Genomic DNA, 20,501 nt, shown 5'->3' with positions numbered 1-20,501 from the left:
ACCCGGCATATTGTGAAACATTCGTCGGGCGATTTGCGATTTGGCCTCTAGACGCCGCTCTCTTATTATGTCCCGCCCACAGGATTCCAAGAGTTACTTATGCGCCGCCTGCTCACCGGCTGTTTCGTCTCGCTGCTGCTCCTGCTCAACACCCTGGTCCTGATCGGGCCGCTGACGGTGTTTGCCCTGCTCAAGCTGGTGGCCCCCGGTCGCTATCGCGATTACGCGTCATGGGCCGTGATGTGGATCGCCGAGACCTGGGCCGAAATCGACAAACTGATCTTCGCGCTGTGCATCCCGACCCAATGGGACATCCGCGGCGCAGACGACCTGCGCGGCGACACCTCGTACCTGGTGATCAGTAACCACCAATCCTGGGTCGATATCCCCGCGCTGATCCAGGCCCTCAACCGCCGCACGCCGTTCTTCAAGTTCTTCCTGAAGAAAGAACTGGTCTGGGTGCCCTTCCTGGGCCTGGCCTGGTGGGCGCTGGATTATCCGTTCATGAAGCGCTACACCAAGGCGTTCCTAGCCAAGCACCCGGAACTGGCGGGCCAGGACTTGAAGATCACCCGCCAGGCCTGCGAGCTGTTCAAGCGCCAGCCGGTGACGGTGGTCAACTACCTGGAAGGCACCCGGTTCAGCGAGGCCAAGCGTGCCCAGCAAGGCTCACCGTTTGCCCACCTGCTCAGGCCCAAGGCCGGCGGCGTGGCGTTTGTGTTGGCGGCACTGGGCGAACAACTGGATGCCGTGCTCGACGTGACCGTGGTCTATCCGCAAGCGAAGACGCCGGGGTTCTGGGATCTGATCAGCGGGGCGGTACCGAAGGTGATCATCGATATCCGCACCCGTGAGCTGGACCCGGCGCTGTGGCAGGGCGACTACGAAAACGACCCGGCGTTTCGCCAGGTCGTACAGAACTGGGTGAACCGGCTCTGGATGGAGAAAGATCAGCGGATTCAGGAACTGCGAGGCGAAACCGCTGGGGCCTTATGGGCAAAGTAACCGTTACGGACGCTTAGGCCACGTGGCCGAATCGTCACCGGTACGCCACCCGTGCGCTATCTCGATGGTGTCGTGACTGCTCACGGTATCAGCCTGCTCCTGGCTGGCGTCGTGGGGCGCTTTTCCTTGCTCTGCGGCAGCGGGCTTGTGGGTCGCGGCGTGATACGAAGCGCTAGCGAGAGCGTTGTAGGTGTTGACGATGTTCATGGAAGACTCCTACCTGACCGGATTGAAGAATCCACCCCAGGAGGGTTGGTTTTCCTGGAGCAGTCCCCGTAGGTGGTGAAACATCCCACACAGTTCCTAGGGAGTTGTTGCGCAGCATTGCCAAACGAGGGGCTGACTCAATCCTTGGCTACCCGCGCCCCACGCCTGGCCCCGCTTGCCCTGCAGCGAACCCGCGATAGGGCATCGTCTGAAAACGCATAAAAAACTGTCAGAGTTAACAGTTCCGCCCGCCTTGGGCGGCTGATTAGGCTAAGGACTCCATCTCAGTCGAGTGCCCTGATCATGACCATCAAAGTCCTCTTCGCCGGCATGGCGTTACTGACAGCAGCGAACATTGCCCATGCAGAAATGGCCACGTGCCCTGCAGTCAGTTCAATAAAAGCTACGCCGTATACCGACCCGGACCTTCCTCCGGACTTCAACCAAGGCTTCAAATACGAAGCCCCCGGGCCCGGTGGCCAGATGTGGGAGGGCCAGTCCACGGCCACAAGCGAGACCTACCTCGAACCTAAATACAACCTGATGTTAGTCAGTGCCGAAATGATCCACGGGAAAATACTCTGCAGTTATGGCGGTACAACACAAAGAGAAAACGCAGAGCCGGTGAACAACGTTTCCAAACCCTATGTTCAATTGGGCCTGCGGTTTAACAACCCGAAGGCCGCGACCGGTACAGCATGGAACAAAACCAGCTGCGGGAATCAAGGCGGCGCTGTATCGATCGACGCCTCCCAATGTACTTTTGAGTACCAACCGTAACGCTGTTCCCCGCAACCTGCCGGCCACTTCAAAGCGGGGGCGAACCCGCTTTGAAGGACCACGGCCTTAGCTGCCGGTGCCCCAAGCCTGGCCCAGTTTGCCCAGCAGCGAACTGTTGGCACCCTGGCCGCCCAGGTATTGCAGGATCACCGGGGCGAATTGGCCGATCATGCCGCTGTCCATGCCCAGCGCGCTGAACGCGGTGTTCAGGTCGCTGGTGTTCTTCACGTTACCCAGCAGGCCGTCGAGGCCGCTGGTCTTGCTGCCACCGCTCTGGCCGAGCATCCCGCTCAAGGCGCCGAGGCTGCCCAACGCATTGCTGCCCGACAGTTGATCGAGACCCGGCACGCTTTTCCCCAGTTGCGAATAGTCGCTGCTGCTCAGTTGGTTCCTGGCCAGGCCCAGCATGGCGCCGGTGCCGCCGACGGCTTGCTCGGGGGTGACATTCAATTGTGAGGTCAGGGCACTCAGCAAACCGGCCGTTTCGGACGACGGCGCAACGGCAGCGGCTTTGTTGTTGCCGCCCTGCATACCGGAAATCGCATTGGCCGCATCGCCAAGGCTGAACCCGGCGGCGAATACCGGGCCGGCTGCCAGGGTCATCAGGCAGGAAAGGGCGAAACCGCGTGAAATCTTCATCGAAACAACCTCTGGATGTAGGGGTGAAAGCAGGCGTTTGACTGGCCTTTTCGTCACTTGTTCCAAACCCGCTCCGGAACCCAACTGCGATAAGCCGGTCCATGAACTGACTACAAAATTTGTCAGGAAGAGACTTATGACGACGATCCACCCCCAAGTGATTGATCACAAGCCTTCATTCTGGAGCCGCCCGCGCCTGTTCATCGGCGCCTGCGCTGTAGTGGCCGCCGGTATCGGCGGCGCGCTCTACACCCAGGACAGCGTCAAATCCGCCGCCACCCTGGTGACCACCACCCAGCAGCCGGCAGCGCAGATCATGGCCCACAAGGACTACCTGGAAGTGCAGCCGATTGCCTCCACGGCCCCTGCCCCAGATCAGAGCCTGGAACTGTGGGCCATCCCCGAGGACGGCACGCCGGTATCCCTCGGCCTGTTGCCGGAAGATGGCAAAGGCATCATCGGCTTGAATCCACGCCAGCAGGAATCCATCAGCAAACCGGTGGGCTTGATGGTGAGCTCGGAAACCAAGGGTGGATCGGTGAGCAAGCAGCCGACCGGGCCGACGGTGTATCAAGGCGCGCTGGCGATTCGCTAAGCCACGGGCACCGCGGATTTCGCAGTGCCCTGCTGCTCCGGCATCCAATCAACCCCGTTCGTACACCGCCAATGGCAATGGCAATGGCAATGGCAATGGCAATGGCAAAACGTGGTCAGGGTTCAGGAGGCTAACGGAAAGCTATTCTGCAACTATGGTGGAAAAACACTTGAAGTACAGACGGAAAATGAAGAGGGCAAGCCAGAAACTATAAAATCGACCGCTAACCTTCGACTCTCGGCCCCACTCTAATTGATAAGGGCGCCCGTCGAGGCGCCCTTGTTGTTTGCTCTAGCGTTTACGCCGCGCTGAACAACTTATGCGGATCAATCACAAACTTCTTCGGCACGCCCGCATCAAACTCGCCATACCCACGCGGCGCGTCATCCAAGCTGATGACTTCGACCCCGACGATGTCGGCAATGTGAATGCGGTCCCACATGATCGCCTGCATCAACTGGCGGTTGTACTTCATCACCGGCGTTTGCCCGGTGTGGAAGCTGTGGGATTTGGCCCAGCCCAGACCAAAACGGATGCTCAGGCTGCCCATCTTCGCGGCGGCGTCGACGGCGCCAGGGTCTTCGGTGACGTACAGGCCGGGGATACCGATCTTGCCCGCCACGCGCACCACGCCCATCAGTGAGTTGAGCACCGTGGCCGGGGCTTCGTGCTTGACGCCGTCATGCCCGTGGCCGCGTGCTTCGAAGCCCACGCAGTCGACGGCGCAGTCCACTTCCGGCTCACCGAGCAAGGCAGCGATCTGTTCGTGCAGCGGCGTGTCGGTGGACAGGTCGACCACTTCAAACCCTTGCGCCTTGGCGTGAGCCAGGCGGATGGAGTTGACGTCGCCGATGATCACCACCGCCGCGCCCAGCAGGCGTGCGGAGGCGGCAGCGGCCAGGCCGACCGGGCCGGCACCGGCGATGTAGACGGTGCTGCCAGGGCCAACGCCGGCGGTGACGGCGCCGTGGTAGCCGGTGGGCAGGATGTCGGAGAGGCAGGTCAGGTCGCGGATTTTCTCCATGGCCTTGTCGCGGTCCGGCAGTTTCAACAGGTTGAAGTCGGCGTAAGGCACCAGCACGTATTCGGCCTGGCCGCCGGTCCAGTCGCCCATGTCGACATAGCCGTAGGCGCCACCGGCACGGGCCGGGTTGACGGTGAGGCACACGCCGGTGTGTTGCTCTTTGCAGGAGCGGCAGCGGCCGCAGGCAACGTTGAAGGGCACGGACACCAGGTCGCCGATTTTCAGGTTCTCGACGTCGCTGCCCTTCTCGATCACTTCACCGGTGATCTCGTGACCGAGCACCAGGCCGGTCTGGGCAGTGGTGCGGCCGCGCACCATGTGCTGGTCGGAGCCGCAGATGTTGGTGGAGACCACACGCAGGATGACGCCGTGCTCAATCTTCCTGCCACGGGGGTCCTGCATTTTGGGATAGTCGATTTTCTGTACTTCGACCTTGCCGTTGCCGAGATACACGACACCACGATTACCAGACATGCTTTCACCTCGCTGTTGTTTTTATGAAAGCGCGTTGCCCGTGGGTGGGCAGCGCGTTGAGTGCTCGGGTACAGATGCTGTTTCTTGTGTTGTTTGTTAGGGCCTCATCGGGGGCAAGCCCCCTCCCACATTTTGATTTGTGAACACATTCAACTGTGGGAGGGGGCTTGCCCCCGATGGCGTCAGTCAGAGCACCACCGTTCTATTGGCATTCAAAAACACCCGCCGTTCAATGTGATACCCCACCGCCCGGGCCAGGGTCAGCCCTTCGATATCGCGCCCCTTGGCAATCAGATCCTCAGGGTAGTGGCTGTGATCCACCACCTCCACACCCTGGGCGATGATCGGGCCTTCATCCAGGTCGTTGTTGATGTAGTGCGCCGTCGCGCCGACCAGCTTCACACCCTTGTTGTACGCCTGGTGATACGGCTTGGCGCCCTTGAACCCCGGCAACAACGAGTGGTGGATATTGATCGCCTTGCCATCCAGCTTGCGGCACAGCTCCGGCGACAGCACTTGCATGTAGCGCGCAAGGATCACCAGTTCCGCGCCGGTGTCTTCAATCACTTGCCACACCTGACGTTCCTGGGACGGTTTGTCGTTGGGGTCGAGGGCGAAGTGGTAGTAGGGAATCTGGTGCCAGTCGGCCAACGGTTTCAGATCGGGGTGGTTGGACACCACCGCGACCACGTCCATCGACAGTTGGCCGATACGCTGGCGGTACAGCAAGTCGTTCAGGCAGTGATCGGCCTTGGACACCATGATCACCACTTTGGGCCGATAGTTCGGCGCCGTCAGTTCGAAGACCATGCCAAAGGCTTCCCCGCGCGCGGCCAGGCCATCGCGGAACGCTTGCTCATCGAAACCCTCCGGCTGACGAAACTCCACGCGGATAAAAAAGCGCCCTGACAGCCGGTCATCGAACGAGTGGTGCTCGGTGACGTAGCAACCCTGCTCGAACAGGTAGCGGGTGACCGCGTCCACCGTGCCGAGCACGCTGGGGCAGTCGGCGGTCAAAATCCATGTATCGGGTGCGCGGCTCATGACAGGTCACTCCTCAAGCAAAGCCCGGCCTCACCCACCCCTGTAGGAGCGAGCTTGCTCGCGAAAATCGTCAACGATAACGCGGGCATCCTGGATGACCGCGGTGCCCTTGAGGTTTTCGCGAGCAAGCTCGCTCCTACAGGGTGGCGGGTGAGGGGGGTGGGGGTCATATCAGGCTTGAACGCTCAGGCCGAATTCGGCCGAGGCATCCTGCAACCACAACCACCAGTAATCCGAGAAGCTGCGACGAATCACCAGCTCCCAGGTGTCTTCGGCGGTATGGCGGATCACCAATTGCGACTTGGCGAACACCGTGCCCACCGCCTTGCCCACCGGGAAGTTGTTGGGGTGTACGTCGTAGCTGGTGGACTTCATCAGCACGTCGCGCACGTTCGGGCCGCGCAGTTCGAGGATCTGTTGGCCGCCGCTGACATTGACGATCTGGATATGCAGATCGCCCAGGGCGGCACGCAGGTTTTGTTCGGCGGCGAATTCTTCACCGCTCGGCACCACCAGCAGCCACTCGTCCGGGCCGAGCCATTGCAGGCTGGTGTCGCCGTTGACGATCACCGTCAGCGCGCCGGGCAGTTCGATGCCCAGGGCCTTGTGGACGCCAGCGGCGAAGGCGGCGTCATGGCCGTCGCCGCGAATAGTCAGGTGGCCGAGCAGTTTCTTTTCACGCACGGTCACGCCGGCATTCTTGCGGCCCTTGCCGATCAGGCTGGCGAGGTCGGCATGGTGCAGCGACGACTCGGCCTTGGCCCCGGTGGTGGGGCGTTGTTGGTATACGTTGGCTGCTGTCATAGAGCACCTTTGCTGAATTCTGTTGTGTGGCTACTGGCGTCATCGGGGGCAAGCCCCCTCCCACATTTGGAATGCATTCCCCTGTCTCCCGATGGCGCGCCTCGGTCTATCAGATGTTCTGGCGGTCGCCTTTCGGATCAAAGAACACCGAGGACACAATCTCCGCCTCGATCACGCTGCCATCCGCTTGCGGCGAAAACACCCGCTCGCCGATGCGCTTCAAGCCGCCCTTGACCACCGCCAGCGCAAACGAATAACCGAGGGAGTTATGCGCGTAGCTGGAGGTGACGTGGCCGACCATCTTCATCGGGATCGTCTGCTTGGCGTCGAACACCAGTTGCGCGCCTTCCGGCAGCCACACCGCGGGATCGATCGGTTTGAGGCCGACCAATTGCTTGCGATCTTCGCGCACGCAGTCTTCGCGGTTCATCCCGCGCCAGCCGATCCACGAGAACGGCTTGGTACGGCCGACGCACCAGCCCATGTTCAGGTCGTCCGGGGTCATCGAGCCGTCGGTGTCCTGGCCGACGATGATGAAGCCCTTCTCGGCCCGCAGGACGTGCATGGTTTCGGTGCCATACGGGGTCAGGTTGTACTTTTTGCCGGCCTCGACGATTTGCTCCAGCACGCCCATGGCGTAGTCGGCCTGCACGTTGACTTCATACGACAGCTCGCCGGTGAACGAGATGCGGAACACCCGCGCCGGTACGCCGCCGACCAGGCCTTCTTTCCAGGTCATGAACGGGAAGCCGTCCTTGTCCAGGTCGATGTCGGTGACTTCGGCCAGCAGCTTGCGGCTGTTGGGGCCCGACAGGGTCATGGTCGCCCAGTGGTCGGTGACCGAGGTGAAGTAGACCTTGAGGTCCGGCCATTCGGTCTGTTGGTAGATTTCCAGCCATTGCAGCACACGGGCCGCGCCGCCGGTGGTGGTGGTCATCAGGAAGTGGTTGTCGGCCAGGCAAGCGGTCACGCCGTCGTCGAAGACCATGCCGTCTTCTTTGCACATCAGGCCGTAGCGCGCCTTGCCCACGTCGAGCTTGGTCCAGGCGTTGCTGTAGATGCGGTTGAGGAACTCGCGGGCATCCGGGCCCTGGATGTCGATCTTGCCGAGGGTCGACGCATCCAGCAGGCCGACGCTGTCGCGCACCGCCAGGCATTCGCGCTTGACCGCCGCGTGCAGGTCTTCACCGTTGCGCGGGAAGTACCACGGGCGTTTCCACTGGCCGACGTCTTCAAACTCGGCGCCATTCTTCACATGCCAGGCGTGCAGCGCGGTGTAGCGAACGGGTTCGAAGATGTGCCCACAGTGCCGCCCCGCAACCGCGCCGAAGGTCACCGGCGTGTAGTTGGGGCGGAACATGGTGGTGCCCATCTGCGGGATGGTCACGTTCAGCGAACGCGCCGCAATGGCCAGGCCGTTGACGTTACCCAGCTTGCCCTGGTCGGTGCCGAAGCCCAGCGCGGTATAGCGCTTGACGTGTTCCACCGACTCGAAACCTTCGCGGGTCGCCAGTTCGATGGCGGCCGCAGTGACGTCGTTCTGCAGGTCGACGAATTGCTTGGGCGCCCGTGCAGTGGCTTTCTCGTGAGGCACCTGGAACAACGCCAGCGTCGGCTCTTCCAAGCGGTTCAAGGCTTTGGGCAGCGTGCCTTCCACCGGGCTAAAACCGGCTTCGCTGGCGGCGCGCACGCCCCCTTCAAAACCGTCCGCCAGGGAATCGCCCAGGCCGTAGACGCCGTTGATACCGCCAACGCACACGCGCTTTTGCGGTGCTTCACCCGGTACAAAACCGAGGATGTCTTCGCGCCAGGTCGGCTTGCCGCCCAGGTGCGAGGCCAGGTGGACCACCGGGCTGTAGCCGCCGGAGCTGGCCACCAGGTCGCAGTCCAGCCACTCGCCGGGGCTGGTGACGGTATGCGCTTTGACATCGATGGCGGCAACACGGGCGCCGCTCACATGCTTGCTGCCACGGGCTTCGATCACGGCGCTGCCGGTGAGGATACGAATGCCTTTGGCGCGGGCTTCTTCCACCAGCGCGCCGCGTGGGTTATGGCGGGCATCGGCCACGGCCACCACTTTCAGGCCGGCTTCCAACCAGTCCAGGGCGACGCGGTAGGCGTGGTCGTTGTTGGTCGACAGCACCAGTTTCTTGCCCGGCGCCACGCCGTAACGGCGCACGTAAGTCGAGACTGCACCGGCGAGCATATTGCCCGGCACGTCGTTGTTGCCGTACACCAGCGGACGCTCGCACGCACCGGTCGCCAGCACCACGCGCTTGGCACGCACACGGTGGATACGCTGGCGCACCTGGCCGATCGGCGCACGGTCGCCGAGGTGATCGGTGAGACGCTCGTGAATGGTCAGGAAGTTATGGTCGTGGTAACCGTTGACGGTGGCGCGGGGCAGCAGCACCACGTCCGGCAGGGCTTTGAGTTCGGCGATGACGCTGGCGACCCACTCGGTGGCCGGCTTGCCGTCGAGGCTTTCGCGCGAATCGAGCAACGAGCCGCCGAACTCTTCCTGCTCATCGGCGATGATCACGCGGGCGCCACTGCGCGCAGCGGCCAGTGCAGCGGCCAGACCGGCCGGGCCGGCACCGACCACCAGCACGTCGCAATGCCGGTTGAAGTTGTCGTAGGTGTCCGGGTCGTTCTCGGTCGGCGAGCGGCCTAAACCCGCAGCCTTGCGGATGTACTTCTCGTAGGTCATCCAGAACGACTGCGGGTACATGAAGGTTTTGTAGTAGAAACCCGGTGGCATCAGCTTGCCGCCGACTTTGCCGAGAATGCCCATCACGTCGTTGTTCACGCTCGGCCAGCCGTTGGTGCTGGTGGCGACGAGGCCCTGGTACAACGCCTGTTGCGTGGCGCGCACGTTGGGAATCTGGGTGGCTTCGGTGGCGCCGATCTGCAGCACCGCGTTCGGCTCTTCGGCACCGGCAGCAAAGATGCCGCGTGGGCGCGAGTACTTGAAGCTGCGGCCGATGATGTCGACGCCGTTGGCCAGCAGCGCGGCGGCCAGGGTGTCGCCTTCGAAGCCTTTGTAGGTCTGGCCGTTGAAGCTGAAGGTCAGGACTTTGTTACGGTCGATCCGGCCACCGTTGGACAGGCGATTGATCTGGCTCATACCTTCGCTCCAGCAGCCTTGGCGGTGAATTGCGGCTTGGTGCCGATTTTGTAGGTTTCAAGAATTTCGTAGGTCAGCGTGTCGCGGGTCGCGTTGAAGTACTGACGGCAACCGGCGGCGTGAATCCACAGCTCGTGGTGCAGGCCCCGGGGGTTGTCGCGGAAGAACATGTAGTCGCCCCACTCTTCATCGGTGCAGGCGTTGGGGTCCAGCGGGCGTGGGATGTGCGCTTGGCCGGAGGCATGGAATTCCTCTTCGGAGCGCAGTTCGCCACAGTGAGGACAGAAGATATGCAACATAGGGAGTTTCTCCTGTTAGTGGGCGACGGCCGCAGCGCCGTGTTCGTCGATCAACGCACCGTTGTGGAAACGGTCGATGGAGAAAGGTGCGGCCAGCGGGTGCATTTCACCCTTGGCCAGGCTCGCGGCAAACACGTTGCCTGAACCGGGAGTGGCCTTGAAACCGCCCGTGCCCCAACCGCAGTTGAAGAACATGTTCGGCACCGGGGTCTTGGAGATGATCGGGCAGGCGTCCGGCGTGGTGTCGACGATGCCGCCCCACTGGCGGTTCATACGCACGCGCGAGAGCACCGGGAACATCTCGACGATGGCCTGGATGGTGTGTTCGATCACCGGGTACGAACCGCGCTGGCCGTAGCCGTTGTAGCCGTCGATACCGGCGCCGATCACCAGGTCGCCCTTGTCGGACTGGCTGATGTAACCGTGTACGGCGTTGGACATGATCACGCTGTCGATAATCGGCTTGATCGGCTCCGACACCAGTGCTTGCAGCGGGTGCGATTCGATCGGCAGGCGGAAACCGGCGAGCGAAGCCATGTGCCCGGAGTTACCGGCCGTGACTACACCGACGCGCTTGGCGCCGATAAAACCCTTGTTGGTTTCGACGCCGATGCACACGCCGTTTTCCTTGCGGAAACCGATCACTTCGGTCTGCTGGATCAAATCCACTCCGAGGGCGTCGGCGGCGCGGGCAAAGCCCCAGGCCACGGCATCGTGACGGGCCACGCCGCCGCGTCGTTGCACGGTGGCGCCCATCACCGGGTAGCGGGTGTTCTTCGAGCAATCCAGGTACGGAATCTCGTCCGCGACCTGTTTGGCATTGAGCAGTTCGCCGTCCACGCCGTTGAGGCGGTTGGCGCTGACGCGACGTTCGGAATCGCGGATGTCTTGCAGGGTGTGGCACAGGTTGTAGACGCCGCGCTGGGAGAACATCACGTTGTAGTTCAGGTCCTGGGACAGCCCTTCCCACAGTTTCATCGCGTGTTCGTACAGGTGCGCCGACTCGTCCCACAGGTAGTTGGAACGCACGATGGTGGTGTTGCGCGCGGTGTTACCGCCGCCCAGCCAGCCCTTTTCGACCACGGCCACATTGGTGATGCCGTGCTCCTTGGCCAGGTAATAGGCGGTCGCCAGACCATGCCCGCCACCGCCGACGATGACCACGTCGTACACCTTTTTAGGGGTCGGCGTGCGCCACATCTTCTGCCAGTTTTCGTGGTGGCTGAGTGAGTGCTTGAAGAGGCCGAAGCCCGAGTAGCGTTGCATAGTCATTACTCCAAAACCGCGCTCAGCGATAAACCGGGAAATCAGCGCACAGAGCCGACACGCGCTTGGCCACGTCGGCCTCGACATCGGCGTCGCCGAGGTTGTCGAGGATGTCGCAGATCCAGCCGGCCAGCTCGATGCATTGCGGCACCTTGAAACCGCGCGTGGTCACCGCCGGCGTGCCGATACGCAGGCCCGACGTCACGAACGGCGACTGCGGGTCATTCGGCACGGCGTTCTTGTTGACGGTGATGTGGGCGCGACCGAGGGCGGCGTCCGCGTCTTTACCGGTGAGGCCCTGGCGAATCAGGCTGACCAGGAACAGATGGTTATCGGTGCCGCCGGACACTACATCGTAGCCGCGTTTGATAAACACGCCGGCCATGGCCTGGGCGTTGTCGATCACTTGCTGCTGATAGGCCTTGAAGCCAGGCTCCTGGGCTTCCTTGAAGCACACCGCCTTGCCGGCGATGACGTGCATCAGCGGGCCGCCCTGGGCGCCAGGGAATACAGCGGCGTTGAGTTTCTTTTCGATCGTTTCGTTGGCACGCGCCAGAATCAGGCCGCCACGCGGACCGCGCAGGGTCTTGTGGGTGGTGGTGGTGACCACGTCGGCGTAAGGCAGCGGGTTCGGGTACAGACCGGCGGCCACCAGGCCGGCGACGTGGGCCATGTCGACGAACAGCAGCGCACCGACCTTGTCGGCGATCTGACGAAAGCGTGGGAAATCCAGGGTCTTGGAGTAGGCGGAGAAACCGGCCACCACCATCTTCGGCTGGTGCTCCACGGCCAGGCGTTCGACTTCGTCGTAGTCGATCAGCCCGGTGTCGGTGTTGATGCCGTATTGCACCGCGTTGTACAGCTTGCCCGAGGACGACACTTTGGCGCCGTGGGTCAGGTGGCCGCCGTGGGCCAGGCTCATGCCGAGGATGGTGTCACCGGCGTTCAACAGCGCCAGGTACACCGCGCTGTTGGCGGATGAGCCGGAATGCGGCTGCACGTTGGCGTAGTCGGCGCCGAACAACTGATTGGCGCGCTCGATGGCCAGGGCTTCGACCTTGTCCACATGCTCGCAACCACCGTAGTAGCGCTTGCCCGGGTAGCCTTCGGCGTACTTGTTGGTCAGGCCGCTGCCCTGGGCTTGCATCACGCGCTTGCTGGTGTAGTTCTCCGACGCGATCAGCTCGATATGATCTTCCTGCCGCTGCTCCTCGGCATTCATCGCCGCGAGCAGTGCATCGTCATAACCCTGGATCTGGTCTTGTTTGCTGAACATCGCGTCTCTCCCAGCCTTTCGTATTGTTAAGGCCCGTGCAGGGCCCTTTGATGCGATGGTAGGGCTGGCGCCGGCAGGTCAAATGCCTACGGACGCCACGCAAAGGTGCGTTTACGACATTGCTGGAACAACGCAGAACAAATGTGGGAGGGGCGGTGCGACGGTTCGACTTGCCCCCGATAGCGGTGGATCAGCTTGCACATGCCGTGGCTGACACACCGCTATCGGGGGCAAGTCGAACCGTCGCACCGCCCCTCCCACACTGATTAGGCGATGATTTGACGGACGAGTAGCAGCAGCAGGAAATGCACAGGATAGAGGGCATAGGCCCAGCGCCGCATTGCCGGCGGCGTGGCGTTTTTGACATGTCGCAACAGGACCAGGCCGGCCAATGGCGCGATCAGGCATGCCGCCAACCCCATCCGCGCCACCGGCGTGCCGCTATCGAGCAGAATCTGCCATTGATTGGCAGCCACGCACAGCAATCCCGGAAATACGCTGAAATACCATCGCCGACGAAACACCAACACCATCGCCCACGGCAGCAATACACCGAAGAAACCGAACATCAACTGCGTGGAAAACACAGCGCCTATCGCCAGGGCAATCAGCGCCAATCCTCGATCAACCAGCGCCTTCTGCTGCCATCCTCGGGCAACCAGCAAGCCCAACGCCAAGGTGGGCAACACATTCAACGTATCGGCATCTTCGATGAACAGCCGGTACGGCACTTCACTGATCAGGCTGAACAACAGCAACCAGCCCAGGTAACGCCAGCGGCCGCTCACTGGCGCGTCTCGCACCCGATGCACATTCGCCGCAATCGCCAGGCAAAACCACGGGAACGCCAGGCGCCCCGGCACATACAGGCCATCCAGGCTCAACCCGACATAACGCAAGTGGTCCAGCACCATGCTCAGCAGCGCCAGCCACTTGAGCAAATCCAAGGCGCCATCGCGGACACGTCCGACAGGAATCGTTTCAGTAGCGTGCATAATTCCCCAGTGACTTTGCATTTACAGTGCGTGTGCACCCCAACCAATCTTGGTTAAAGTGTGCACCAACATCGACCACAGGAATGGGCCATGACCGACAAGAGCCAACAATTCGCCAGCGATAACTATTCCGGCATCTGCCCGGAAGCCTGGGCTGCCATGGAACAAGCCAACCACGGCCATCAGCGCGCCTATGGCGATGACGAATGGACCCACCGCGCCGCCGACGGTTTCCGCAACCTGTTCGAGACCGACTGCGAAGTGTTCTTCGCCTTCAACGGCACCGCCGCCAACTCCCTGGCGCTGTCGTCGCTGTGCCAGAGCTACCATAGCGTGATCTGCTCGGAAACCGCCCACGTCGAGACCGACGAATGCGGCGCCCCGGAGTTTTTCTCCAACGGTTCCAAGCTGCTCACCGCGCGCACCGAAAACGGCAAGCTGACCCCGGAATCGATCCGCGAGATCGCCCTCAAGCGCCAGGACATCCATTACCCCAAACCCCGCGTGGTGACGCTGACCCAGGCCACTGAAGTCGGCAGCGTGTACACCCCGGACGAAATCCGCGCCATCAGCGCCACCTGCAAAGAGCTCGGCCTGAACCTGCACATGGACGGCGCGCGCTTCGCCAACGCCTGCGCGTTCCTCGGCTGTTCGCCGGCCGACCTGACCTGGAAAGCCGGGGTGGATGTGTTGTGCTTCGGCGGCACGAAAAACGGCATGGCCGTGGGCGAAGCGATTCTGTTCTTCAACCGCGCACTGGCCGAAGACTTCGACTACCGCTGCAAACAGGCCGGCCAGCTCGCGTCGAAGATGCGCTTCCTCTCTGCGCCGTGGGTGGGCCTGCTGGAAAACGACGCCTGGCTCAAACACGCGCGCCACGCCAACCACTGCGCGCAGTTGTTGAGCAGCCTGGTGGCGGATATTCCCGGCGTGGAATTGATGTTCCCGGTGCAGGCCAACGGCGTGTTCCTGCAACTCTCGGAACCGGCGATCGCCGCGCTGACGGCCAAGGGCTGGCGCTTCTACACCTTCATCGGCAAAGGCGGCGCGCGCTTCATGTGTGCGTGGGACACCGAGGAAGAACGCGTGCGCGAGCTGGCGGCGGATATTCGCGAAGTGATGGGCGCGTGAAACGACGGCCCGCGTCGCAGACTCATGACCTGCGACGCGGGCCTGCAGCAACTTGCAGGCTCATGATTTAACGCCCAGCGCCTACCGCTCGCGCATCTCGCTCACACACGTATGCTCACAAGGCCTTCGGCTGAAGCGCTTGCCATTCATCAATAGGGCCACGGTTGGTGAGAAGGGTCCCGCCGTTGAATTTCACCGCCAGTTTATTTACCGCGTTCAAGGCCGTCGTCACCGCCCCTTCCGCCCAGCCTCCCGTCCACGAAACATCGTCACCCGCAAGAATGAAGCCGTCGGGGTTCGCGCTCGACACACCGTTCATGAACTGAGAAAACAACAAGCGCTGGTACTCGTACTGTCCCGGCAGGTTCATTTTGAACGCGCACAGGAAAAACGGCTGCTCTTCCCAGTTGATTTCAACAAACGGGTTGGTCATGCCGAACTCAGCGGCCAGATTCAACTGATGAGGGGCATACACGCTGTCCAGCAGGGTTGTGCATAACTGCACGTGGGACGGCAGCGGCGCACTGCGATCACCCAGGAATTTGAGGGCGTCATCATTCCAGGTGTAAGACAAAAACAGGCCACTGCCGTTGTGAGGCCCCTGGCTCTCGCTATAGTCCAGCAGGTAGGTGCCGCGGGTGATTCGATCCGACAACGTCACACTCATCCTGTACTGCGAATCAGCCTCCATATCGGTCCAGAACGGTCGTTTGGTTTGCGCGAAGATTTTTGCCGACTGCATGTAATGGGTGTACATCACCGCTTCCCATTCCTTGCCGGATAACAGGTCATTCATCGCGTTGAAGCGGGCAGCGCCATCCATATAACGGAATTTGTCGAGGACCCGTTTGTGCGGGGTATAGACCACGGCAGGAAAGGTGTATTGGCGGTCGCTTCCCAGATTGTGATCAAACACCCACACGTCGAACTGGCCATCCGGCCGACGTAGGATCTGCCGCACTTCCTGTTTCAAAGGCTGAGCGATGACCTGGGTAGTCAGGCCTTGGACGGTGGTGCCCGCAGGCCAATGGACCATGGCGTCGCCGAAGGTATCCGGGGCACGCGTCCACAGCCGGTTTGGCAGCTCGCTGGAGCCGTCATACATCAGCTTGTGGTTGGTATCCAACCCGGTATACAGCACCCGTAACACCTCCAGGAAGCAGTTCGGGTAATCGGTATTCCAGCCGCCAGTGCCGAAGCCGATCTGGCCGAACAGATCGATATCTTCGCGACTCCAACCCGCCTGCTCGACCATCGCGGCAAAAAAACTGAGGTTGTCCCAACCCGCATCAAGGATCGCGTTCCACAAGGCTTTGATCCGGGCCTGATCAAGGCTGCCCTCGGACATTGCCGCTTCCATCTCAGTGAACTTGATCGGGTCCTGCTCAAGAAATACTTCGAATAGCTTGCGCTCGATCTCGGCGTAATCAACCGGCAGATTATCGCCTTCGTAATAAACCTGTTTTTGCTGGTAGTCGACGACCGTGCTGGGGGTAAAAGGCGACCCCGGATTGGGAAAATCCGTCGAGTTGGCCCGCATGCCAACTTTGTCGAAATAGTGCATCAACGCCTTGCCTGAAACAGGAAAGCGCATGGCACCCATTTCGCAGATAACACTGTTATCCGGATCTTGCGGATCACCCGCCACATAGGAATACAGGCGCCCACCGATGCGGCCACTGGCCTCTACTACCACCGGGTGCAACCCCATGCGCATGGCCTCATAGGCCGCGACCATTCCAGCGACGCCGGCGCCGACGATCAAGACCTGCTTGCCATAGGCCTGGCGGGATACCTGCGCCAACGGCGTGCCGTTCCGGGCGGCCGTATCGAGAAACCGGGCGTAATGAAAAGGAAAGTCTGGAACAAGTGCAGTGACATCGTTGGCAAGCAAGCGCGCTGCGCCTTTACTGCGGGAGGGGATAGCAGACATGGCAATCGTCCTTGGTATGTAATCAGGACGTCCACCTACTGCTTCAATGCGAAGGGCGAATACGACGTATGTGCTGCTCAGCGTAGATAATTGTAGGAAATGGCTCTATATCACTTGGAAATAAAAAGCCAATGCGTAATACAAGCCTTGCTTCAGAAGGCTTCAGGCAATCAGTTCAGAAATTCGTGAAGTGATTATTTGCAAATGCCGATTCAATAATCTTTTTAGTTACAAGACTCTTCATAGTCTCACTTAATAAAAACAGACCGTGATGCCTATGAACACGCCCCCCAACCGTTCGGCTGCTCCGCCATCCACCACACTGAAAATCGAAACCCGCTCCATTGACTACGTGCCGCGTAATGAGCGCCACGGCAAGGTCTGGCATCAGGCACCGTTCTGGTTCACCGGTAACTTCGTACTGACCACCCTGGTCACCGGGTTTACCGGCGCAGCGTTGGGGCTGAGCCTGGTGTACGCGATCCTGGCGATTGTCATCGGCGTGTGCCTGGGCACGTTCGCCATGGCATTCCACGCCAACCAGGGGCCGCGCATGGGTTTGCCGCAGATGATCCAGTCGCGGGCACAGTTCGGCCTGCGCGGGGCAATCGTGCCCTTTATCGCGGTGGTGTTCGTGTACATCGGCTTTAACGTGTTCAACGTGATTCTGGCGACCGACGCCATCAATACCGTGCTGCCCGGCAACCGCGCACCGTGGTACGCCTTGATGATCCTCCTGGCCGTGGTGATTGCCGTGATCGGCCACGACCTCCTGCACACCGTGCAACGCTGGCTGACCTACGTGATGATCAGTGTGTTCGCGGTCCTCACGGTTGCTGCCGTGATGAACCTGCAGGCCGACATGGCGGTGGCCAACGCCCATTTTTCCTGGCCGGCTTTTCTGATCCAGCTTTCAGCCGCCGCGGGTTACCAGATCAGCTACGCCGTCTACGTCTCGGATTACTCGCGCTACCTGCGCCATGACACGCCGTCGCGCAAAGTCATCGCCTGGACGTACCTGGGCGCCGCCGGCTCGGCGCTGTGGCTGATGTCGCTGGGGGCCTTTCTCGCCTCGGCGCTGCCCTCACCCGACGCCATCGGCAGTGTGCAGGCTGTGGGCAACCAACTGCTTCCGGGGTTTGGCACCTTTACCGTATTGATCGCAGTGCCCGCACTGGTTGGCATCATGGCCGTCAACTGCTACGGCGCCATGCTGACCGGTATCAGCGCGATTGACGGCTTCGTGTCGATCAAACCGGGCATCAAAGGGCGCATCGTGGGAATCAGCCTGGTGGGCGGCGCGATTTTCGCCATCGCCTTGAGTATCCCGCAGAGCTACCTGGAGAGTTTCAATACCTTCGTCTTGCTGATGTTGTATTTCCTCGTGCCCTGGACCGCCGTCAACCTCGCGGACTTCTATGTTGTACGCAAGGGGCAATACGCAATCAGTGACATCTTCAACCCGAACGGTATCTACGGCCGCTGGTCGGGTGCCGGGCTTATTTCCTATTTCCTGGGCCTGGGGGCGATGACACCGTTCATCTCCCTGGGGTTTTACCAAGGGCCCATCGCGACGGCTTTGGACGGGGCCGATATTGCATTCGTGGTCGGCCTGGCAGTTTCTGCAATCGCCTACTGCCTGCTGTCATGTACTCGTGACCTGACCGCCGAGCAACGCGCAATTGAAGCCAGCGACCGCCTGTTTGAAGGCGAAGAGTCATGACACCGGTACGCGTTGTCTGTCATCAACTGGAACCGCACCTGGGCGACACCGACTACAACCGTCGTCTGAGTGAAACGGCGATCCGCAGCGCCGCCGCCCTGGGCGCCCATGTGGTGGTGCTGCCCGAACTCATGCAAAGCGGCTACGCGTTCAATGACCTGGCAGAAGCCAGAGCGGTGTCGGAACCGCTCGACGGCCCGACGCTGTGTCTGTGGAAAGCCCTGGCTATCGAGTTGGGCTTGATCGTCGTCGCCGGCTTCTGCGAGCGTCTGAGTGCCGGCCGAGTTGCCAACAGCGCCGCGTTGATTGAGCCCGACGGTAGGCTGACGGTGTATCGCAAGGCGCATCTGTGGGACCGTGAAAAGCTGATCTTCACCGCCGGTGATGCGCCGCCACCGGTGGTCGACACCGCCGTCGGGCGGATCGGCATGATGATCTGCTACGACCTGGAGCTGCCCGAGTGGGTACGCCTGGCCGCGCTGGCGCAAGCCGACTTGCTCTGCACCCCGGTGAACTGGCCGGACGGCCCGCGCCCCGTGGGTGAGCGGCCGGCAGAGATCGTGCGAGTCCAGGCCAATGCGGCGGTCAACCGCATGTTCATCGCGGCGTGCGACCGCCATGGCGAAGAACGTGGCGTCAACTGGGTGGGCGGCTCGGTCATCGTCGACGCCGATGGCTACCCGCTGGCCGGAGCAAGCGCCCACCCGACGGAACAACAATTGGTGGCTGACTTGCCCTTGGCGCAGGCCAGGAACAAGTCAATCAGCGAGCACAACCACGTTCACCGGGATCGTCGGCCTGGGCTGTACTGAGCGTCAGAACTCAATCCGCACGTCGCCCTTCGGCACGCTGCAGCACGACAGGATGTAGCCCTCGGCTTCGTCTTCCTCGGTAATCCCGCCGTTGTGGTCCATCTCGACCTCGCCGCCCAGCTTGAGCACCTTGCATGTGCCGCAAATCCCCATGCCGCAGGCCTTGGGAATCAGCAGGCCGAGCTTGGCCGCAGCGGCGTGGACGGTTTCGCCCGGCGCCACGCGGATGCTCTTGCCCGAGGTGATGAACTCGACCTGATGCAGGTCCGCCAGGTCGATTTCCGGCGCATCGGCGGCTTGTTCGGCCTGTTCCACCGCATCGGCGCGGGCTTCCGCTGGCGTCGCGCCGAAGGACTCTTCGTGATAACGCGTCATGTCGAAACCGGCGGCTTCCAGCAGGCGCTTCACTGCGGTCATGTACGGCGTGGGGCCGCAGCAGAACACTTCGCGCTCCAGGAAGTCCGGCACCATCAATTCGAGCATCTTGTGGTTCAGGTAACCGCGATACCCGGCCCAGGGCTCGCCCAGGCCGTGCTTCTCGCAGATCAGGTGCAGGCTGAAGTTGTCGATCCGCGAGGCCATGTGCTCCAGTTCGCGGTGGTAGATGATGTCTTTGGGCGAGCGCGCGCTGTGGATAAACGTCATGTCGACGTTGGCGTTGGTGTCGTAGAACCAGCGCGCCATGGACATCACCGGGGTAATCCCGACGCCGCCGCTGAGGTACAGCACCTTCGGGCTTGGGAAGTCGATGGCATTGAACAGCCCGACCGGCCCGTGGACCGCCAGCTCCTGGCCCTCGTGCAGGGTGTCGTGCAGCCAGTTGGAGACCTTGCCGCCCGGCACGCGCTTGATCGTCACCGAGAAGCTGTAAGGCACCGACGGCGAGCTGGAGATGGTGTAGGAACGCATGATCGGCTGGCCGTCGATTTCCAGCTCCAGGGTGACGAACTGCCCCGGCTTGAAAAAGAACAGGATCGGCTGGTCGGCCATGAAGCAGAAGGTGCGAACGTCCCAGGTTTCCTGGATGACTTTGACGCAACGGACAATGTGCCGACCATTGGCCCAGGTCTGGGTGGTTACCGGATTCAGGAAGTTACTGGACATGCTGTTCTCCACCGCCGAGGCTCGGCCTTATGGTGGCGATTCTGCGTAACGCGAGAACCACCCATTTACCTATCTGCGACATTCACATACTTATCGCGACCAGCCCCCAACGACAGGGGGTTGCGCGTCGGGAACAGATTGGGCCATGTCGCCCATGGATAAGGTTCACCGCAACGGCGGCCGCACACTCGCTGCCAACAACGACACTTTCTTTACGCCTTGCACTGCACTAACCGTAGCCACTTTCGCCGGCCACACAGAAT

Annotated in this window: 18 protein-coding genes; 6 read left to right on the top strand and 12 right to left on the bottom strand. The window is 61.5% G+C overall.

Annotated elements, in window-relative coordinates; all coding sequences use genetic code 11:
- Nucleotides 1–99 precede the first annotated feature (99 nt).
- Complete coding sequence (locus tag C8K66_RS12215; protein WP_057003916.1) at nucleotides 100–1,005, top strand: acyltransferase; 906 nt, start codon at nucleotides 100–102, stop codon at nucleotides 1,003–1,005.
- Between the two features lie 3 nt (nucleotides 1,006–1,008).
- On the opposite strand, the gene C8K66_RS12210 is transcribed toward C8K66_RS12215, so the two are convergent.
- The gene (locus C8K66_RS12210; protein WP_017847868.1) at nucleotides 1,009–1,212 is read right to left on the bottom strand and encodes a hypothetical protein; all 204 of its coding nucleotides are present in this window, start codon (nucleotides 1,210–1,212) and stop codon (nucleotides 1,009–1,011) included.
- A 303-nt stretch (nucleotides 1,213–1,515) separates the two neighbouring features.
- Here C8K66_RS12210 and C8K66_RS12205 point away from each other — a divergent pair, with 303 nt between their 5' ends.
- Nucleotides 1,516–1,992, top strand: a complete 477-nt coding sequence (locus tag C8K66_RS12205) for a hypothetical protein (RefSeq protein ID WP_108524925.1) — start codon at nucleotides 1,516–1,518, stop codon at nucleotides 1,990–1,992.
- 66 nt (nucleotides 1,993–2,058) lie between these two features.
- Here the strand turns inward: C8K66_RS12205 and C8K66_RS12200 are convergent, their stop codons facing one another.
- Nucleotides 2,059–2,631, bottom strand: a complete 573-nt coding sequence (locus C8K66_RS12200; protein WP_017847870.1) for a DUF2780 domain-containing protein — start codon at nucleotides 2,629–2,631, stop codon at nucleotides 2,059–2,061.
- Between the two features lie 136 nt (nucleotides 2,632–2,767).
- On the opposite strand from C8K66_RS12200, the gene C8K66_RS12195 reads away from it, so the two are divergent.
- On the top strand, nucleotides 2,768–3,226 hold the full coding sequence (locus C8K66_RS12195; protein WP_057003918.1) for an anti-sigma factor domain-containing protein: 459 nt from the start codon (nucleotides 2,768–2,770) through the stop codon (nucleotides 3,224–3,226).
- Nucleotides 3,227–3,524: 298 nt separating this feature from the next.
- On the opposite strand, the gene fdhA is transcribed toward C8K66_RS12195, so the two are convergent.
- The 8 genes from fdhA to C8K66_RS12155 all read right to left on the bottom strand — a co-directional run bounded on the left by fdhA (nucleotide 3,525) and on the right by C8K66_RS12155 (nucleotide 13,535).
- Complete coding sequence (fdhA, locus tag C8K66_RS12190; RefSeq protein WP_017847873.1) at nucleotides 3,525–4,724, bottom strand: formaldehyde dehydrogenase, glutathione-independent; 1,200 nt, start codon at nucleotides 4,722–4,724, stop codon at nucleotides 3,525–3,527.
- Nucleotides 4,725–4,910: 186 nt separating this feature from the next.
- The gene (gene purU, locus C8K66_RS12185) at nucleotides 4,911–5,768 is read right to left on the bottom strand and encodes a formyltetrahydrofolate deformylase (protein ID WP_017847874.1); all 858 of its coding nucleotides are present in this window, start codon (nucleotides 5,766–5,768) and stop codon (nucleotides 4,911–4,913) included.
- Between the two features lie 171 nt (nucleotides 5,769–5,939).
- Entirely contained in the window at nucleotides 5,940–6,572 is a 633-nt protein-coding gene (locus C8K66_RS12180; RefSeq protein ID WP_046381817.1) for a sarcosine oxidase subunit gamma, read from the bottom strand.
- 109 nt (nucleotides 6,573–6,681) lie between these two features.
- Nucleotides 6,682–9,699: a sarcosine oxidase subunit alpha gene (locus C8K66_RS12175; RefSeq protein ID WP_046381816.1), complete on the bottom strand. Its 3,018-nt coding sequence runs from the start codon at nucleotides 9,697–9,699 to the stop codon at nucleotides 6,682–6,684.
- The gene (locus tag C8K66_RS12170; protein WP_017847877.1) at nucleotides 9,696–9,998 is read right to left on the bottom strand and encodes a sarcosine oxidase subunit delta; all 303 of its coding nucleotides are present in this window, start codon (nucleotides 9,996–9,998) and stop codon (nucleotides 9,696–9,698) included. Before C8K66_RS12170 ends, C8K66_RS12175 begins: the two co-directional genes overlap by 4 nt.
- A 15-nt stretch (nucleotides 9,999–10,013) precedes the next feature.
- Complete coding sequence (locus tag C8K66_RS12165; RefSeq protein ID WP_003209185.1) at nucleotides 10,014–11,264, bottom strand: sarcosine oxidase subunit beta; 1,251 nt, start codon at nucleotides 11,262–11,264, stop codon at nucleotides 10,014–10,016.
- A gap of 22 nt (nucleotides 11,265–11,286) precedes the next feature.
- Nucleotides 11,287–12,540 carry a serine hydroxymethyltransferase gene (glyA, locus tag C8K66_RS12160; protein WP_108524923.1) on the bottom strand — a complete coding sequence of 418 codons (1,254 nt, stop codon included), beginning with the start codon at nucleotides 12,538–12,540 and terminating at the stop codon, nucleotides 11,287–11,289.
- Nucleotides 12,541–12,806: 266 nt separating this feature from the next.
- Complete coding sequence (locus tag C8K66_RS12155) at nucleotides 12,807–13,535, bottom strand: TraX family protein (RefSeq protein WP_057003920.1); 729 nt, start codon at nucleotides 13,533–13,535, stop codon at nucleotides 12,807–12,809.
- A gap of 90 nt (nucleotides 13,536–13,625) precedes the next feature.
- Between C8K66_RS12155 and C8K66_RS12150 the strand changes: the two genes are divergently transcribed.
- A complete protein-coding gene (locus C8K66_RS12150; RefSeq protein ID WP_017847880.1) occupies nucleotides 13,626–14,666 on the top strand; it encodes a low specificity L-threonine aldolase in 1,041 nt (346 codons plus the stop codon).
- A 115-nt stretch (nucleotides 14,667–14,781) separates the two neighbouring features.
- Here C8K66_RS12150 and C8K66_RS12145 read toward each other — a convergent pair whose 3' ends face one another.
- Nucleotides 14,782–16,599 (bottom strand): NAD(P)/FAD-dependent oxidoreductase, encoded by a 1,818-nt coding sequence (locus C8K66_RS12145; RefSeq protein WP_108524921.1) that lies wholly within the window; start codon nucleotides 16,597–16,599, stop codon nucleotides 14,782–14,784.
- 277 nt (nucleotides 16,600–16,876) lie between these two features.
- Between C8K66_RS12145 and C8K66_RS12140 the strand changes: the two genes are divergently transcribed.
- Together C8K66_RS12140 and C8K66_RS12135 are read left to right on the top strand one after the other, a co-directional pair.
- A complete protein-coding gene (locus C8K66_RS12140) occupies nucleotides 16,877–18,322 on the top strand; it encodes a cytosine permease (protein WP_046381813.1) in 1,446 nt (481 codons plus the stop codon).
- Nucleotides 18,319–19,134 (top strand): nitrilase-related carbon-nitrogen hydrolase, encoded by an 816-nt coding sequence (locus C8K66_RS12135; RefSeq protein WP_046381812.1) that lies wholly within the window; start codon nucleotides 18,319–18,321, stop codon nucleotides 19,132–19,134. Before C8K66_RS12140 ends, C8K66_RS12135 begins: the two co-directional genes overlap by 4 nt.
- 3 nt (nucleotides 19,135–19,137) lie before the next feature.
- On the opposite strand, the gene gbcB is transcribed toward C8K66_RS12135, so the two are convergent.
- Nucleotides 19,138–20,238 carry a glycine-betaine demethylase subunit GbcB gene (gbcB, locus tag C8K66_RS12130; RefSeq protein ID WP_017847881.1) on the bottom strand — a complete coding sequence of 367 codons (1,101 nt, stop codon included), beginning with the start codon at nucleotides 20,236–20,238 and terminating at the stop codon, nucleotides 19,138–19,140.
- Nucleotides 20,239–20,501: the final 263 nt, after the last annotated feature.

Source organism: Pseudomonas sp. GV105 (genome assembly GCF_003058185.1).
GTDB lineage: Bacteria > Pseudomonadota > Gammaproteobacteria > Pseudomonadales > Pseudomonadaceae > Aquipseudomonas > Aquipseudomonas veronii.
The sequence above is the reverse complement of the archived record's forward strand: the minus strand, read 5'-3'. Positions and strand labels throughout refer to the sequence as shown.

Excerpts from the sequence above, each read along its gene's own strand:
- C8K66_RS12215 (WP_057003916.1), top strand. The coding sequence starts at position 100 with ATGCGCCGCCTGCTCACCGGCTGTTTCGTCTCGCTGCTGCTCCTGCTC.
- C8K66_RS12210 (WP_017847868.1), bottom strand. The coding sequence starts at position 1,212 with ATGAACATCGTCAACACCTACAACGCTCTCGCTAGCGCTTCGTATCAC.
- C8K66_RS12205 (WP_108524925.1), top strand. The coding sequence starts at position 1,516 with ATGACCATCAAAGTCCTCTTCGCCGGCATGGCGTTACTGACAGCAGCG.
- C8K66_RS12200 (WP_017847870.1), bottom strand. The coding sequence starts at position 2,631 with ATGAAGATTTCACGCGGTTTCGCCCTTTCCTGCCTGATGACCCTGGCA.
- C8K66_RS12195 (WP_057003918.1), top strand. The coding sequence starts at position 2,768 with ATGACGACGATCCACCCCCAAGTGATTGATCACAAGCCTTCATTCTGG.
- fdhA (WP_017847873.1), bottom strand. The coding sequence starts at position 4,724 with ATGTCTGGTAATCGTGGTGTCGTGTATCTCGGCAACGGCAAGGTCGAA.
- purU (WP_017847874.1), bottom strand. The coding sequence starts at position 5,768 with ATGAGCCGCGCACCCGATACATGGATTTTGACCGCCGACTGCCCCAGC.
- C8K66_RS12180 (WP_046381817.1), bottom strand. The coding sequence starts at position 6,572 with ATGACAGCAGCCAACGTATACCAACAACGCCCCACCACCGGGGCCAAG.
- C8K66_RS12175 (WP_046381816.1), bottom strand. The coding sequence starts at position 9,699 with ATGAGCCAGATCAATCGCCTGTCCAACGGTGGCCGGATCGACCGTAAC.
- C8K66_RS12170 (WP_017847877.1), bottom strand. The coding sequence starts at position 9,998 with ATGTTGCATATCTTCTGTCCTCACTGTGGCGAACTGCGCTCCGAAGAG.
- C8K66_RS12165 (WP_003209185.1), bottom strand. The coding sequence starts at position 11,264 with ATGCAACGCTACTCGGGCTTCGGCCTCTTCAAGCACTCACTCAGCCAC.
- glyA (WP_108524923.1), bottom strand. The coding sequence starts at position 12,540 with ATGTTCAGCAAACAAGACCAGATCCAGGGTTATGACGATGCACTGCTC.
- C8K66_RS12155 (WP_057003920.1), bottom strand. The coding sequence starts at position 13,535 with ATGCACGCTACTGAAACGATTCCTGTCGGACGTGTCCGCGATGGCGCC.
- C8K66_RS12150 (WP_017847880.1), top strand. The coding sequence starts at position 13,626 with ATGACCGACAAGAGCCAACAATTCGCCAGCGATAACTATTCCGGCATC.
- C8K66_RS12145 (WP_108524921.1), bottom strand. The coding sequence starts at position 16,599 with ATGTCTGCTATCCCCTCCCGCAGTAAAGGCGCAGCGCGCTTGCTTGCC.
- C8K66_RS12140 (WP_046381813.1), top strand. The coding sequence starts at position 16,877 with ATGAACACGCCCCCCAACCGTTCGGCTGCTCCGCCATCCACCACACTG.
- C8K66_RS12135 (WP_046381812.1), top strand. The coding sequence starts at position 18,319 with ATGACACCGGTACGCGTTGTCTGTCATCAACTGGAACCGCACCTGGGC.
- gbcB (WP_017847881.1), bottom strand. The coding sequence starts at position 20,238 with ATGTCCAGTAACTTCCTGAATCCGGTAACCACCCAGACCTGGGCCAAT.